13 protein-coding genes are annotated in these 15342 nt (G+C 71.7%); 8 read left to right on the forward strand and 5 right to left on the reverse strand.

The features are described 5' to 3' along the window. Positions 1 to 12: 12 nt before the first annotated feature. Entirely contained in the window at positions 13 to 1524 is a 1512-nt protein-coding gene (locus AB0H93_RS07230; protein ID WP_358568806.1) for an alpha/beta hydrolase, read from the forward strand. Positions 1525 to 1572: 48 nt separating this feature from the next. Here the strand turns inward: AB0H93_RS07230 and AB0H93_RS07235 are convergent, their stop codons facing one another. Continuing rightward, positions 1573 to 3048 (reverse strand): peptide MFS transporter, encoded by a 1476-nt coding sequence (locus AB0H93_RS07235; protein ID WP_358568809.1) that lies wholly within the window; start codon positions 3046 to 3048, stop codon positions 1573 to 1575. Positions 3049 to 3269: 221 nt separating this feature from the next. Between AB0H93_RS07235 and AB0H93_RS07240 the strand changes: the two genes are divergently transcribed. The 5 genes from AB0H93_RS07240 (at position 3270) to AB0H93_RS07260 (ending at position 8938) form a co-directional block, all read left to right on the forward strand. Continuing rightward, on the forward strand, positions 3270 to 3830 hold the full coding sequence (locus AB0H93_RS07240; RefSeq protein WP_358568812.1) for a TIGR03086 family metal-binding protein: 561 nt from the start codon (positions 3270 to 3272) through the stop codon (positions 3828 to 3830). Between the two features lie 182 nt (positions 3831 to 4012). Next, on the forward strand, positions 4013 to 5350 hold the full coding sequence (locus tag AB0H93_RS07245) for a hemolysin family protein (protein WP_358568815.1): 1338 nt from the start codon (positions 4013 to 4015) through the stop codon (positions 5348 to 5350). After that, the gene (locus tag AB0H93_RS07250; protein WP_358568818.1) at positions 5347 to 6387 is read left to right on the forward strand and encodes a hemolysin family protein; all 1041 of its coding nucleotides are present in this window, start codon (positions 5347 to 5349) and stop codon (positions 6385 to 6387) included. Before AB0H93_RS07245 ends, AB0H93_RS07250 begins: the two co-directional genes overlap by 4 nt. Before the next feature lie 112 nt (positions 6388 to 6499). After that, positions 6500 to 8026: a protein kinase gene (locus tag AB0H93_RS07255; RefSeq protein ID WP_358568821.1), complete on the forward strand. Its 1527-nt coding sequence runs from the start codon at positions 6500 to 6502 to the stop codon at positions 8024 to 8026. A gap of 36 nt (positions 8027 to 8062) precedes the next feature. Further along, a complete protein-coding gene (locus AB0H93_RS07260; RefSeq protein ID WP_358568824.1) occupies positions 8063 to 8938 on the forward strand; it encodes a 3-methyladenine DNA glycosylase in 876 nt (291 codons plus the stop codon). Here AB0H93_RS07260 and AB0H93_RS07265 read toward each other — a convergent pair whose 3' ends face one another. Together AB0H93_RS07265 and AB0H93_RS07270 are read right to left on the reverse strand one after the other, a co-directional pair. Further along, positions 8939 to 9319: a helix-turn-helix domain-containing protein gene (locus AB0H93_RS07265; protein WP_358568827.1), complete on the reverse strand. Its 381-nt coding sequence runs from the start codon at positions 9317 to 9319 to the stop codon at positions 8939 to 8941. It lies immediately after the preceding gene. A gap of 40 nt (positions 9320 to 9359) precedes the next feature. Further along, positions 9360 to 10622 carry an MFS transporter gene (locus tag AB0H93_RS07270; protein ID WP_358568830.1) on the reverse strand — a complete coding sequence of 421 codons (1263 nt, stop codon included), beginning with the start codon at positions 10620 to 10622 and terminating at the stop codon, positions 9360 to 9362. Between the two features lie 91 nt (positions 10623 to 10713). Here AB0H93_RS07270 and AB0H93_RS07275 point away from each other — a divergent pair, with 91 nt between their 5' ends. Then, positions 10714 to 11676, forward strand: coding sequence for a DUF5937 family protein (locus AB0H93_RS07275; protein WP_358568833.1), 963 nt, complete (start codon positions 10714 to 10716; stop codon positions 11674 to 11676). Here the strand turns inward: AB0H93_RS07275 and AB0H93_RS07280 are convergent, their stop codons facing one another. Then, the gene (locus AB0H93_RS07280; protein ID WP_358568836.1) at positions 11677 to 12909 is read right to left on the reverse strand and encodes a Bcr/CflA family multidrug efflux MFS transporter; all 1233 of its coding nucleotides are present in this window, start codon (positions 12907 to 12909) and stop codon (positions 11677 to 11679) included. A 138-nt stretch (positions 12910 to 13047) separates the two neighbouring features. On the opposite strand from AB0H93_RS07280, the gene AB0H93_RS07285 reads away from it, so the two are divergent. After that, entirely contained in the window at positions 13048 to 13629 is a 582-nt protein-coding gene (locus AB0H93_RS07285; protein WP_358568839.1) for a TIGR03086 family metal-binding protein, read from the forward strand. Positions 13630 to 13687: 58 nt separating this feature from the next. Here AB0H93_RS07285 and AB0H93_RS07290 read toward each other — a convergent pair whose 3' ends face one another. Further along, a complete protein-coding gene (locus AB0H93_RS07290; protein ID WP_358568842.1) occupies positions 13688 to 15226 on the reverse strand; it encodes an AMP-binding protein in 1539 nt (512 codons plus the stop codon). Between the last annotated feature and the right edge of the window lie 116 nt (positions 15227 to 15342).

Here is a 15342-nt window from a genome sequence, read left to right on the forward strand (position 1 = left end):
GAGGAGACGCCCGTGAAGCGTTCGATCGCGCTCGGTCTCGCCGGGGCCGCGGTGCTGGCCGGCACCGCGGCGCCGGGAGCGGCCGCCCAGGCCGCGCCCGGCCTGCAGTTCGGCGCGTGCCCGCAGGACATCAGCCAGCCCCACCCGCAGCTGCAGTGCGCCAACCTCGACGTGCCGCTGGATTACGCCGCGCCGAACGGCGAGAAGCTGCAGCTGCTGATCGCGAAGTCGCCGGCGCGCAAGCCCGAGGCCCGGCGCGGCTCGCTGCTGATCAACCCCGGCGGCCCGGGCGGGCCGGGGGTGGCCTTCGCCGGCACGCTGGCCGGCCGGCTGCCCGCCGAGGTGCTCGACACCTACGACCTGATCGGGTTCGACACCCGCAACTCCGCGCACAGCACCCCGATCAGCTGCGTCGACCCGGCCACCTACTGGCGGCAGCCGCTGCCCGACCCGGACTCGCCGCAGACCCGCGAGCAGAACTGGCAGCGCGCCCAGGAGTACGCCGACGGGTGCGCGCAGCGGGCCGGCAAGTACCTGCCGCACCTGAACACGCCGACCAACGCCCAGGACATGGACCGCATCCGGGACGCGCTCGGCGAGCAGAAGATCAGCTACCTCGGCTACTCCTACGGCACCTACCTCGGCGCGGTGTACGGCCGGCTGTTCCCGGAGCGCGTGGACCGGATGGTCCTGGACAGCGCGGTCAACCCGGACACCTCCGAGGTCTGGTACCGCAACAACCTCAACCAGGACATCGCCGGGCAGCGGCGGCTGGGCGGCTACTTCGACTGGATCGCCCAGCACGACCAGGTGTTCCACCTCGGTACCGACCGCGGCCAGGTGCAGGCCGCCTGGGACGGCGTCCGGGCCGAGCTCCGCAAGGGGGCGCGCGGCGCGCTCGGGCCGTCGGAGCTCACCGACATCACCTTCGGCGCCCTCTACAGCGAGAGCAACTGGGAAGACCTCGCCGAGGCGGTCGCCGACTTCCGCCTCCGCGGCGACGACCGCAAGCTCGTCGCGCAGGTGTCGGCGAAGGACGCGGCGGCGGAGAACAGCAACGCCATCTACAACGCCGTGGAGTGCGCGGACGCCCCGTGGCCGACCCGCCGCAGCGAGTGGGAGCGCGACTCCGAAGAGCTGGCCGCCGACTACCCGCTGGCCGCCTGGTACAACAGCTGGACCGTCGCGCCCTGCCGGGTGTGGCACGCTCCCCGGCAGCAGCCGCTCAAGATCACCGGCGAGGGGCTGCCGCCGATGCTGGTGATCAACTCGGAGCACGACGTCGCGACCCCGTACGCGGGCGCGGTGGAGATGCACCGGTCGCTGCCGTCGTCGGTGCTGGTCACCGAGAAGGACGCGGGCAAGCACGGCGTGTGGGCGATGGCCGGCAACGCCGAGGTGGACCGGATCGGCACCGACTACCTCGTCCGGGGCGTGCTGCCGAGCGGGAACGTCACGGTCGCGGGCCACGCGAACCCGGACCCGGCGGCCCCGGAGAAACCCCGCACCCTCGACCTGCGCTGAGAAGAGGCCGGCCCCGGGATCACCGGGGCCGGCCTCTTCTCGTTCACATCAGTTCACGCCGTGCATGTAGCGCTTGATGCTCTTGGAGCCGAGCAGGAGGAGCACCGCGCAGCCGATCGTGGCCGCGCCGACGATGCCGAAGTAGACCGGCTGGTTGTCCACCGAGTACAGCTTCACCACCTGGGCGCCGAGGCCCTGCCCCATCGCCGGGGCCAGGAAGTACAGGCCCATGGTCTGGGAGGCGAAGACCTTCGGCGCCAGCTTGGTGCTCGCCGACAGGCCGACCGGCGAGAGCATCAGCTCACCGAAGGTCATGATCACGAACACCAGCGCGAGCATGATCGGCAGGTGCTTGCCGTCGCCGGCGACGAACTTCGACACCACGACCCACAGGAACGAGACGCCGACGAAGAACAGGCCGCCGACGAACTTCTGCGGGGTCGACGGCTGCCGCTCCCCCAGCTTCGTCCACAGCAACGCCATCAGCGGCGCCAGCACGATGATCGCCAGCGAGTTGATGGACTGGAACCACGACGCCGGGATCACGAACCCGAGGATGTTCAGGTCGGTGTCCGCCTCGGCGATGTTGGCCAGCGAGTTCGGCTGCTGCTCGAAGAGCAGGAAGAACAGCGCGGTCGCCAGGAACAGCGGGATGTAGGCGATCAGCCGGTCGCGCTCGATCTTGGTGATCTGCTTGCTGGAGAGCATCACCGCGAAGTAGATGACCGGCAGCACCGCGGAGATCAGGCTGATCACGTTGACCAGGCCGTCGAGGCCCATCACGCCGCTCACCGACAGGCCGACCAGGACCGCGATGAACACCAGGCCGATGCCGATCGCGCGCCCCAGCACGCGGCCCTTGTGCCCGGCGGGCAGCGGGTTGACCGGAACCAGCCCGGCCGAGCCCAGGTTCTTGCGCCCGAACTGGTACTGGATCAGGCCGATCGCCATGCCGACGGCCGCCGCGCCGAACCCGACGTGCCAGCTGACCTTCTCGCCGAGGGTGCCGACGACGAACGGCGCCAGGAACCCGCCGAGGTTGATGCCCATGTAGTAGATCGAGAACCCGGCGTCGCGGCGCGTGTCGTGTTCGCCGTAGAGCCCGCCGACGAGGCCGGAGATGTTCGGCTTCAGCAGCCCGGTGCCGATCACCAGCAGCACGAGCCCGAGCACCACCGTGGCGATGCCGCCGGGCAGGGCCAGGCTGATGTGGCCGAGCATGATCACGCAGCCGCCGTAGAACACCGCACGTTGCGCGCCGACGACCCGGTCGGCGAGCCAGCCGCCGAGGATGCCGGTCATGTAGACGGAGGCGCCGTAGACGCCGACCACCGACAGCGCCGTCGACTCGGGGATCCCCAGGCCGCCCTCGGCGACCGCGAAGTACAGGTAGTACCCGAGGATCGCCCGCATGCCGTAGTAGGAGAACCGCTCCCACATCTCGGTGAAGAACAGCGTCGACAAGCCGCGGGGGTGGCCGAAGAAGCCCCTCTGCGGTGCGTCCGCAACCGTGGGTGTGCTCACGATCACGTCCTCTCGTGTGTGACCTGGCGGCGGTAGCCGCTCGACGAAACCTGCGGCAGGTTACGTCTCGCCCCAGTGGCCCAGACCACCGGGGCGTAAACCCGCCTCGCCGCGGATGCCACGAGCGCCCCCGACCAGCCACACTGGACGCGCGGCCAGGGATTCCGCCGTCACCTCCGGGCGCCCCGTGACCGATTTCACAACGCTCATCGGGAGAAATCATGCAGCTGCTGGACGCCCACCGCAGGGCCATGGCCGAGTTCGACACCAGGGTGGGGCACATCGGCGACGACCAGTGGGACGCGCCGACGCCGTGCACGCGGTGGAGCGTCCGGGACCTGCTCGGCCACCTGGTGTCCGAGCAGCTGTGGGTGCCGTGGCTGCTCGACGGCGCCACCTTGGACGAGGTCGGCGACCGCTTCGACGGTGACGTCCTGGGCGCCGACCCGGTCGGCGCGTGGCGGGAGGCCGCCGCGGCGGCCCGGCGGGCGTGGGACGAACCGGGCGCGACCGATGGCGAGGTCAACGTGACCGGCGGCGTGATCCCGGCGCAGGACTACGGCTGGCAGATGACGCTGGACCTGGCGGTGCACGCCTGGGACCTGGCCCGCGGCATCGGCGCCGACGACCGGCTGGACCCGGCGCTGGTGTCCGCGGTGCACATCGTGTTCGCGCCGCAGATCCCGGCCTGGGCGGACATGGGGATCTTCGCCCCGCCGCGCCCGGTGGCCGCCGACGCCGATGAGCAGGCCAAGCTCCTGGCCCTGCTCGGACGATCGTGATGATGTTCGCGCGGCCGGACCGGTCCGGACCCCGTATACTGGCGTCGTATTTTTCCGAATTTCTGTCTAGGAGTGACGTCTTCAGTGCCTGCGGCACAATCCCCCGAGGGCAGTACCGAGCCGGGACATAGTCCCGGCTTTCCGAATCTGATGGCCGGTTTCCCCGCCCGGGGTGATCGGTGATGGAGATCCTGCTGGCCGTTCTCGGCCTCGTTTTCGTCGGCATCCTCACGCTGGGCACCGGATTGGCGGTCGCCGCGGAGTTCTCGCTGACCTCCCTGGAACGCAGCACGGTGGACGCGCACGTCCGCCAGGTCGGCGACCGGCGCGCGCGGGCCGTGCAGAAGGCGCACCGGACGCTGTCGTTCCAGCTCTCCGGCGCTCAGGTCGCGATCACGCTGACGACCCTGATCACGGGTTATGTCGCCGAGCCCTTGATCGGTGAGCTGATCCGGCCGGCGCTGATCGCGCTTGGGCTGCCCGGCGACGCCGCCGGAGCGGTGTCGCTGACGCTGGCGATCCTGCTGGCCACCACGCTGTCGATGGTCTTCGGCGAGATGGTGCCCAAGAACCTCGCGATCGCCCGGCCGTTGCCGACCGCGCGCGCGGTTTCCGGCTACCACGCCGGGTTCTCGCAGGTCTTCCGCTGGCTGATCGACGCCATGAACAACAGCGCCAACTGGGTCGTGCGCCGCTTCGGCATCGAGCCCCAGGAGGAACTCCGGTCGGCGCGTTCGCCCGACGAGCTCGGCTCGATCGTGCGCTCCAGCGCCGAGCACGGAACGCTGGACTCCGCGACCGCCCAGCTGATGGACCGGTCGCTGCGTTTCGGCGACCGGACCGCCGAGGAGCTGATGACCCCGCGCGTGCGCGTCGAGTCGCTGACGGCCGGCGAAAGCGTGCTGGACCTGCTCGACATCGCCCGCCGCACCGGGTTCTCCCGCTTCCCGGTGCACGGCGCCGACCTGGACGAGGTGCACGGTGTCGTGCACGTCAAGCAGGCGTTCGGCGTGCCCGCCTCCCGCCGTGCGACGACTCCGGTGGGGTCGCTGGCCCGGCCGGTGCCGACGGTGCCGGAGACGCTGGACGGCGACGCGCTGCTGAACCGGCTGCGCGGATCCGGGCTCCAGCTCGCCGTGGTGGTCGACGAGTACGGCGGCACCGCGGGCATCGTGACGCTGGAAGACGTCGTCGAGGAGATCATCGGCGACGTCCGCGACGAGCACGACCGCCGCGAGATCGCCGCCGTGCGCCGCGTTGGCGATGGCACCTGGATCATCTCCGGGCGGCTGCGCCCGGACGAGCTCGCCGAGGCCACCGAGTTCGCGGTGCCCGACGGGGACTACGAGACCGTCGCCGGTTTCGTGCTGGCCCGGCTGGGCCGCATCCCCGAGGTCGGCGATCGCCTCGACCCCGATGGATGGGAGCTGACCGTCACGCGGATGGACCGCCACCGCATCGCCGAGCTGCGGCTCACCCGACAGCCGGCGCCCGTCGAGGCCGTGGAGGAAGTCCGATGAGCGACGGTTTCGCGATCGTCCTCGGTGTCGTTCTGCTGCTGCTCAACGCGTTCTTCGTGGGCGCGGAGTTCTCGTTGCTGTCGTCCCGCCGGGACCGGCTGGAGGCGCTGCTGGCCCAGGGCAAGAGCCGGGCCAGGATCGTGATCAAGGCGAGCCAGGAGGGCTCGCTGATGCTCACCAGCGCCCAGCTGGGCATCACGCTGTGCTCGCTGGGCCTGGGGCGGCTGGGCGAACCCGCCGTCGCCCACCAGCTGGAGGTGCCCTTCGCCGCCCTCGGCGTCCCCGAGCCGGTCATGCACGCCGTGGCGTTCGCGATCGCGCTGGCGATCGTGGTCGTCCTGCACGTGCTCGTCGGCGAGATGGTGCCGAAGAACCTGGCGATCGCCGAGCCCGAGCGGCTCGCGCTGTGGCTGGTGCCGCCGCTGGTCGGGTTCGTCACCCTGGCCCGGCCGCTGATCGCCGTGTTCAACATGCTGGCCAACGCCGTGCTGCGGCTGCTGCGGGTGGAGCCCAAGGAGGAACTCGACACCGCCTACACCTCGGCGGAACTCGCCGAGCTCCTGGTGGAATCCCGCCGCGAAGGCCTGCTGGAGCAGTCCGAGCACCGCAGGCTGGCGCAGACGCTGTCGTCGGTGGAGCACACCGTGGCCGACGTCCTCGTGCCGCTGCCGGACCTGACGACGCTGCCGCAGCGCCCGACGCTGGGCGATGTGGAGCGGGTGGTGACCGAGACCGGGTTCTCCCGGTTCCCGGTGCGGGGTGATGACGGTGCGCTGCGCGGCTACTTGCACGTCAAGGACGTGCTGGACCAGGCCGGGCACGATCCCTCCACCCCCATCGCGCCCGGTCGCATCCGGCGGCTGCCGACGGTGCCGGTGGGCGCCCTGCTCGACGAGGCGCTGACGTCGCTGCGCCGGGCCGGGAGCCACCTCGCCGTGGCCGTCGACACCTCGGGCGAACCCGTCGGCGTCGTCGCCATGGAGGACCTCGTCGAGGAATACGTGGGCACCGTCCGCGACGCCACCCACGTGCACTGACGGCCGCGCGTCTTCCGGGCTGCCGCCGCGGCCCGGAAGACGCGGTTCGACAACCGTGGCCATTGGCCGATTTATCACCCATTAGGGTCACGGTGTGCGAGATGATCGGGTCGTGGCTCACCATCAACAGGTCAGCACCGCCCCCCGTGTCATCGGCGGCCGGTACCGGCTGGAGGGCACCATCGGCCGCGGCGCGATGGGTTACGTCTGGTCCGGCACCGACGAGCTGCTGCAGCGGCCGGTGGCGGTCAAAGAGCTCCGGTTGTCCCCCGGCATCCCCGAAGAGGAAGCCGCCGAGCTGCGCGAACGAGCCCTGCGCGAGGCGCGCTCGATGGCTGTGCTCAGCCATCCCAACGCCGTGATGCTCTACGACGTCGCGCGCGATGGCGAGCAGCCGTTCGTCGTGATGGAGCTGGTGCGGGCCCAGAGCCTGTCGAGCGTGCTCAACAAGCACGGGGCGCTGAACCCGCACCAACTCGCCGTGCTGGTCGACAGCGTCGCCGCGGCCCTGCAGGCGGCGCACCAGGTGGGCATCGTGCACCGCGACGTCAAGCCCGGCAACGTGCTGCTGGGGCGGCATGGCCAGGTCAAGCTCGCCGACTTCGGCATCTCCCGCAACGCCGCGGAATCGACGCTCACCCGCACCGGCGTCCTGGTCGGCACGCCCGCCTACCTGGCGCCGGAGATCGCGATGGGTCGCTCCCTGGGGCCGTCGGCCGACCTGTGGAGCCTCGGCGCGACGCTGTTCGCGGCGGCCGAAGGCCGGCTTCCGTACGACACCTCCGGCGACCCGCTGATCACCGTCAGCTCCATCGTGCACGGGCCGGTGCCGCAGCACCGCCAGAGCGGCCCGATCGGCGAGGTCATCAGCGGCCTGATGATCAAGGACCCGGAGCGGCGGATGCCGCTGCTCGAGGTGCGCCGCCGCCTCCAGGACCTGGCGCGCGACTCCGGGGAGGCCCCGTTCGACGCCCTGCTCGACGCCACCGAGCCCGCGCCGCTCCCACTCACCCACCCGAGCGCCTCGTCGCAAACCCTGCCCACCGCGCCGGTGAACGCGCCGAAAAGCCGGAACGGGCGCCGGGCGGCGGTCGTGGCGGGCGGGCTCGCGGTGCTGCTCGCGGGCGCGGCCGGGGTTGCCGGTTTCTACGCCGGAGTCGCCGAACGCCCGAGTGGAGCCCCGGGCGTGGCGCCGCTGGAGCCGACGTCCGGGCAGAATCTCGGCACGTCCGCCTACCGCATGATCGAGGCGGAGTCCTTCGTGACGGAGTCCGGTGGCGTCGCCACCGACAAGGAGGGGCAGGTCGGGTTCATCGGGCCGATCGACAACGGTGACGGGGTGCTGTTCCGGGGCATCGACTTCGGCTCCGCGCCTGCGACCCAGGTTTCCGCGCGGCTGCGGACGTGGGCCGACGACGGGGTGAAGGCGAAGATCGAGGTCCGGCTCGGCGGTCCGAAGGGCAAGGTCGTCGGCAAGATCAACGTGTCGTCCACGACCGCCGACGGCCAGGCGTGGAAGGAGGTGCCGGTCGACCTGCAGGAGCCCGTGACCGGCAAGCGGGACGTGTACCTGTCCTTCGCCTCGGACGGAGGCGGGGACTTCCTGGACCTCGACTGGTTCAAGTTCTTCCGCCGCTGACCGCCCCCGCACCCGCCTCGACTACCCTGACCGGCGATGATTGTGCTGTCTGAGCAGGACTGGCGCTCCCGGCAGGCCGCCCACCGGGAGCGGGTCGCGCGCTGGACGCAGCCGCACCGCCGGCGCCAGCACGAGCACCGGAAGCACCCGGTGCTGGACTTCCTCTTCACCTACTACTCGTTCCGCCCGGCCCGGCTGGAGCGCTGGCAGCCCGGCGTCGGCGTCGCGCTGGCGGGCGGCGAGGAGTTCCTGGCCCGCCGGGGCTTCGCCGAGACGCCGGAGGGCGTCGCGCTCGATCCCGCCGCGCTGACCGAGAAACGCCGCGCCAGCACCGAATTCGTGCTCGGGCTGCTGACCGCCACGGCCTCCCGCAAGGCCCGGCTCGGCTGCTTCGGCCTGCACGAGTGGGCCATGGTCTACCGGACGCGACCGGAAGAGATCCGGCACACCGGGTGGCCGCTGCGCCTCGGGCACGGCGGCACCGACGAGGTCGTCGAATCGATGCCGATCAGCTGCACGCACCACGACGCGTTCCGGTTCTTCACCCCGCAGGCCCGGCCGCTCAACGCGCTGCAGCCCGAGCGCGCCGACCAGGTCCGCCTGGAACAGCCGGGCTGCCTCCACGCGAACATGGACCTGTTCAAGTGGAGCTACAAGCTCGAACCGTTCGTGCCCGCCGAACTGGTCGCCGACTGCTTCGAGCTGGCCGTGCGGGTGCGCGAACTGGACATGCGCGCCAGCCCGTACGACCTGCACGAACTCGGCTACGAGCCGGTTCCGGTCGAAACCCCCGACGGCCGCGCCGACTACGTCCGGCGGCAGCGCGATTTCGCCACCGAGGCCGCGGTCCTGCGGCAACGGCTGATCGACACCTGCCGCGAGGTCCTCGACTGGGCGGCGCAGCCGGTGTGATCACCCCTGGTCGGCGGCGGCCCGGGCGGCGAGAATGCGGTTGACGTTGCGCTCGGACCAGTCGGCGATCGCCTCCACCGGCCCGCGCAGCGAATGCCCGAGGTCGGTCAGCTCGTAGGTCACCCTCGGCGGCACCTCCGGGTACGCGGTCCGGATCACCAGTCCGTCGCGCTCCATCGCGCGCAACGTCTGCGTCAGCACCTTCGGGGCGACACCGCCGATGCCGGTGCGCAGCCGGGTGAAGCGCATCGGGCCGTCGGACAGCAGCGTCACCACCAGCACCGTCCACTTGTCCCCGATGCGGTCCAGCACCAGCCGGGTCGGGCAGTTCGGATCGGTCAGATCCCCGCGCTTGAGGATGCTGTCCTCACTGGTAACCACCAGATACCTATAGCACGACCGAGAAGTCGGTTACAACTGGTTACCGAGGTGCCGGAACGCGCGGCTCCGCAGGCAGCTCTCGCAGGAAGCGCAGCGGCGAGCAGAAGACGACGAGCCAGCTCACCGCGAAGACGCCCGCCGAGACCCACAGCACCGCGCGGACGCCCACGAGTTCGCCGAGCACCCCGGCCAGCACGGATCCGACGGCCAGCGCGCCGGTCAGCAGGAACCGGAACGTGGCGTTCATCCGGCCCATGAGGCGATCCGGCGTGACGGCCTGCCGCAGGCTCACCGCGAGCACGTTCCCGATGCCGGCCTTCGCGGTGATCAGCGCCCACGCCACGGCCGCCGGCCACAACCACGAGCCGCTGCCGAGCAGCGGCACGAAGCACCCGGCGCAGCTGGCGACCGCCCCGGTGATCCACAGCATCCGGCCGTGCCCGAACCGCTCGCCGAGCGCACGCGCGCCGATCGCCCCGGCCAGCGCACCGCAGCCGCCGATGGCGAGGAACAAGCCCAGGCCCCACTCGCTGATCCCGAGTTCCCGGACGAACAGGACCGGCAGGATCGTGAGGGTCAGCGTCGTGGCGAAGTTCGTCAATGCGCCTTCGATCGCCATGGGCCGCAACAACCGGTTGCCGAGCACGTGGCGCACCCCCGCCGCGACGTCCGGCCACACCCGCGACGCTCGCGGCACCGGTGCGGTCACGCGCGCGCCCCGGATCCGCCCGATGGCGACGGCCGCGCACGCGTAGCTGATCGCGTCGAACGCGATCGTCACCGGCGCGGTGAGCACCGACACCAGCAATCCGCCGACGCTCCGGCCGACGATCTGGTTCACCCCGCGCATCCCCATCAACCGGGCGTTGGCCCGCACCAGCTGCGCCCGCCCCACGACTTCGGGCAGGAAGCTCTGGGCGGCCACTTCGGAGAACACGGTCGCGATCCCGCCGAGCAACGCGACCGCGTACAGCTGTGGCATCGTCAGCGCGCCCAGCAGCCACGCCGCGGGGATCGAGGCGTACACCACGGCGCGCACCACATCCGTGGTGATCATCACCGCGCGGCGGGGCAGCCGGTCCACCCAGGCCCCGGCGGGCAGCCCGACCAGCAGGAACGCGATGGTGCTGAGGGCGCCGACCGCCCCGACCTGCGCCGGGCCCGCGCCGAGCGCGAGGACGGCGGTCAGCGGCAGCGCGACGAAGCTGATCTGGGTGCCGAGGTCGCTGCCGCCGACGGCGGCGAACAGCAGCCGGAAATCTCCGGGCAACCGGTCGGGATCGGTGGTTCGGTCGTTGATCACCCGGCAACCATGCTTCTCCCCCTGCCGGGTGACCACGAATTTAGACTGGGCCGAATCCACCACCGGGAGGCATCGGGTGCTCAGGATGACGATGTCCGCCGGTGACCTCGCCCGCGTCCGGTTCGCGTTCTCCCCGTTGTGGGAGGTCGCGGCCAGCGTGCGGGTCCTGAAGGAGCCCGGCCGGCACCCGCTGCACGGCTCGTGGCGGGCCGAGGCCGAGCGGCGGCTGCAGCGCAGCACCGCCGACCTGTCGCTGCTGTTCGACCTGGTGCCGACCCCGACCAAGTACCTGCCCGGATTCCTCGCGCCGACCCCGACCACCTCGCGGCCGACCCTGGCCGAGGAGCTCGAAGCGCTGCGGGCGGTGCCGCCGCATTCGGTCCGGACGATGATCGAGAACGCCGGTCGCCCCGCGTCGGCTCCCGTCCGCCGGCTGCACGCCGACCCGGCCCGCGAACTGCACCGGCTGGCTGAGGTGATCGAGAGCTACTGGGACCGGGCGATCCGGCCGTGGTGGCCGGAGATGCTCGACCTGCTGGACCAGGACGTCCGGCATCGCGGCGCCCTGCTGGTGGAGGGCGGCACCACGCGGCTGCTCAACGAGCTCAGCCCCCGGGTCCGCTGGCACGACGACGGCCTGCAGGTGACGCACCGGTACTTCGTCGGCACGCACGCCCTGGACGGCCGGGGCCTCGTGCTGGTGCCGTCGACGTTCGTCTGGCCCACGGTCTTCTCGAAGCTGGAGCCGTTGTGGCCGGCGGCGCTGCGCTACCCGTCGCGCGGCATCGCCGAGCTCTGGACCCCGAAGCCGCGCACCGCGCCCGACGCGCTTGCCGCGGTCATCGGCAGATCCAGGGCCCTGCTGCTGGCCGAACTGTCCGCCCCGAGGTCGACCACGGAGCTCTCCCGCCGGACCCGGATGTCCGCCGGGAACGCCTCCCAGCACCTGACCGCACTCCGCGACGCCGGGCTCGTCTCGGTGCGGCGGGAGGGGCGCTACGTGCTCTACAGCCGGACGGACCTGGCCGAGGCCCTGCTCGCCCGGTCCAGCTGATCAGCGCTTGGACGTCTGGGGCTCCACGCGGTCGCCTGCCCGCGCCTCGGCGCGGGCGCGGCCGGTCAGCGCGAGGTAGACCACGACCGCGGACAGCGACAGGGCCCCCATCACCACACCCATCGGCAGTGCCGTGCCGGTGCCCGCCGAACCCACCAGCGGCGCCGCGAGGCCACCGGCCAGGAACTGCATGACGCCCAGCAGCGCCGATGCGCTCCCGGCCGTCTCGGGGTGCCCGGACAGCGCCAGGGTCGTGGCGTTGGGGAACACCACGCCCATGCTCGACGCCACCAGGAAGAGCGCCGGCAGCAACCCCGGCAGGCCCAGACCGAACGCGGCAGAGGCCGCCACCGCGACGCCGCCGACCGCGTTGACGCCGAGCCCGATGGCCAGCAGCCGGCTCGGGTCGACCCGGGCCACCAGCCGCCCGTTGAGCTGCCCGAAGAGCACGATGCCCAGCGAGTTCACGCCGAACACCAGGCTGAACAGCTGGGGCGACATGCCGTAGACGTCCTGCAGCACGAACGACGAACCGGCGATGTAGGCGAACATCGCCGCGAACGCCAGCGCCGCGGACAGCGAATACCCGACGAACGCCCGGTCGCCGAGCAGGCTTCCGAAGGTCCGCAACGTGCTGCCCAGGCTGCCGGGCCGCCGCGACTCGCCGGGCAGCGTCTCCCGCACCCCGAACGCGGTCGCCACCAGCAGCACCACCCCGATCATGCCGAGCACCAGGAACACGCCGCGCCACGACGTCACCCGCAGCATCTGCCCGCCGATCAGCGGTGCCAGGATCGGCGCCAGCCCGTTGACCAGCATGAGCAGCGAGAAGAACCGCGCCATCGCCACGCCCGAGTACAGGTCCCGCACCACGGCGCGGGCGATGACGATTCCGGCGGCACCGCCGAGGCCCTGCACCAACCGCAGCCCGGCCAACGCGTACGCGGACGGCGCGAGCGCGCACAGCAGCGACGCCAAGGTGAACACCACCAGCCCGATCAGCAGCGGCCGGCGGCGGCCGAAGGTGTCCGACAGCGGCCCGGCGACGAGCTGCCCCAGGGCCAGGCCGACCGTGCACGCCGTCAGCGACAGCTGCACCTGCGACGGCCCGGCTTGCAGATCGCCGGCGATCGTCGGAAAGGCGGGCAGGTACATGTCGATCGACAGCGGGCCGAACGCGGACAGCGCGCCCAGGATCAGCACGTACTTCACCCTGCGCGGTTGGTCCCCCATGCGTTAGCTCCCGTGGTGCTCGATACCGACCGGTACCGTAACTCCGCGGCGCACCCCGGGCAGCGGGCGGGCCCACCGATGAGAATCGGCCGCCGGAGCGGTCTACCCCACCAGAACGGACTGCGAAGGAGCCGCGAAATGACCGACCTGCCCGACCTCCGGCCGGCCGCCGAGCACCTGGCGACCCTGCTGGGGAACGTTGCCGACGACCAGCTCGGTGCGCCCACGCCGTGCACCGAGTACGCCCTCGGCGACCTGATCGACCACGTCGGCGGCCTGTCGCTGGCGTTCACCGCGGCAGCCGCGAAGGACTTCTCGCAGACCGGCGGAGGACCGTCCGGGGACGCCACCCGGCTTCCCGACGACTGGCGCACCCGCATCCCCGCCCAGCTGACCGCGATGGCCGAGGTGTGGCGCGACCCGGCGGCCTGGGACGGCATGACGCAGGCCGGCGGCATCCAGTTGCCCGGTTCGGTCGCGGGCGCCGTCGCGATGAACGAGCTGGTGGTGCACGGCTGGGACATCGCGAAGGCCACCGGGCAGCAGTTCCGGTGCGACGCCGCGTCGCTGGCGTCGGCCCTGGAGTTCGTGTCCGCGTGGGCAACCGAGGAGCCCAGCCCCGACAGCCCGTTCGGCCCGGCCGTCGAGGTCCCGACTGGCGCGACGCCGCTGGACAAGCTCGTCGGCCTCACCGGCCGCAACCCGGCCTGGCAGCCATGAGGAACCGTGTGCACTTTCGGTTGCCATAGCAGCCAAAGTGCACACGGGTTCTGAAGGCTCAGCGGCCCCAGACGGGGTTTCCCCACTCGGTCTGCTCGCAGAGTTGGCGTTTGAGCAGCTTTCCGCCCGGATTGCGGGGCAGCGGTTCCGCGCGCACCACGAAGTACTGCGGCACCTTGAAGTCGGCGAGGCGATCCGCCAGGTAGGCCAGCGCGGCCCGCAGGTCGAACTCGCCGTCCAGGGGCGGCACCACCACCGCGCCGACCTTCTCCCCCATCACGTCGTCCGGCACGCCGACGACCGCCACGTCGGCGACGCCGGGCGCCCCGGCCAGCGCGTTCTCCACCTCCACCGAGTACACGTTCTCGCCGCCCCGGTTGATCATGTCCTTGCCGCGGTCGACGACGCGGACCAGGCCGTGCTCGTCGATGCTCGCCAGGTCGCCGGTGTGCAGCCAGCCGTCGGCGAAGGCGTTCGCGGTCGCCTCCGGCTTGTTCCAGTACCCGGCCACGATGTTCGGGCCGCGGATGAGCAGCTCGCCGACGCCGCTTTCCGGGTCCGGCGCGTCCAGCGCCAGATCCACCACGGGCGCGGCGAACCCGACCGAGTCGGCGTGCTCGGCGGCCCACTCGTGCGGCAGGAACGTCGCGATCGACGACGTCTCGGTCAGGCCGAACCCGTTGCCCACCCGGGCCCGCGGGAAGCCCGCCTTGATCCGCTCGACCAGCGCCGGGGCGATCGGTGCGCCGCCGTAGTTGACCTGGGTGACCGCGCTGACGTCGAGGTCCGCGAACTCCGGCTGCGCCAGCGCCAGCGCGTAGATCGCGGGGACCGTGATGAGGGTGTTGATCCGCTCCTCGACGAGGGTGCGCAGGAACCGCTTCGCCTGGAAGTTCGGCAGCACGACGGTGGTGCCGCCGAGGGCGAGCTGCACGAGCAGCTGGGTGTTGCAGCCGGTCACGTGGAACAGCGGCACCGACACCAGATTGCGCTGCGCCGGGCCGTCGGCGCGGTCCGTGCCCATCACTCGCAGCGCGGTCTCCACATTGGACAGGAAGTTCTCGTGGGTCGTCATCGCCCCCTTCGGGAAGCCCGTGGTGCCGCTGGTGTAGAAGATCGCCGCGAGGTCGTCCGGCGCCAGGTCGTCGACCGCGTGGGCCGGACCGTCGGGCAGCGGATCGCCTGGTCGCAGCACGTGCTTCGCGCCGGAATCCGTCAGCACGTAGTCGATCTCGGGTGCGGCGAACCGGATGTTCACCGGCACCGCGACCGCCCCCGCCAGCTGCGTGCCCAGGAATCCCAGCACCCAACCCACCCCGGCGGGCAACAGGCTCGCCACCCGGTCCCCCCGGCCGATCCCGGCCGCGCGCAACCCGCCGGCGACGCGCGCCGCCCGGGCCCACAACTGCCGGTAGGTGAGCCGCTCGCCGTCGACCTCGACGAGCGCCTCGTTGTCCGGGAAGCGTTCCGCGGTGGACCGGAACATGGTCGCCAACGACGCGGGAAGACCGGTGTAGTGCGCGATTCCGCGGCTGTCGCGCCGGATTCCGGATGTGTCGAACGGGGCGGCACCGCGCGGATGCGGTTCGATCGGCATCCCGCTCACCCCTCCCCGCGCATCGGGCTCCTGCCCGGGTCGCCGGGATCTACCGGTCCGCGAACGGTTTCCACCGAACCCATCGGTGCCTCCTCGCCACGCTGCGACAGACCCGC

Source organism: Saccharopolyspora sp. NPDC050642 (genome assembly GCF_040654735.1).
GTDB classification, from domain to species: Bacteria; Actinomycetota; Actinomycetes; order Mycobacteriales; family Pseudonocardiaceae; genus Saccharopolyspora; species Saccharopolyspora elongata.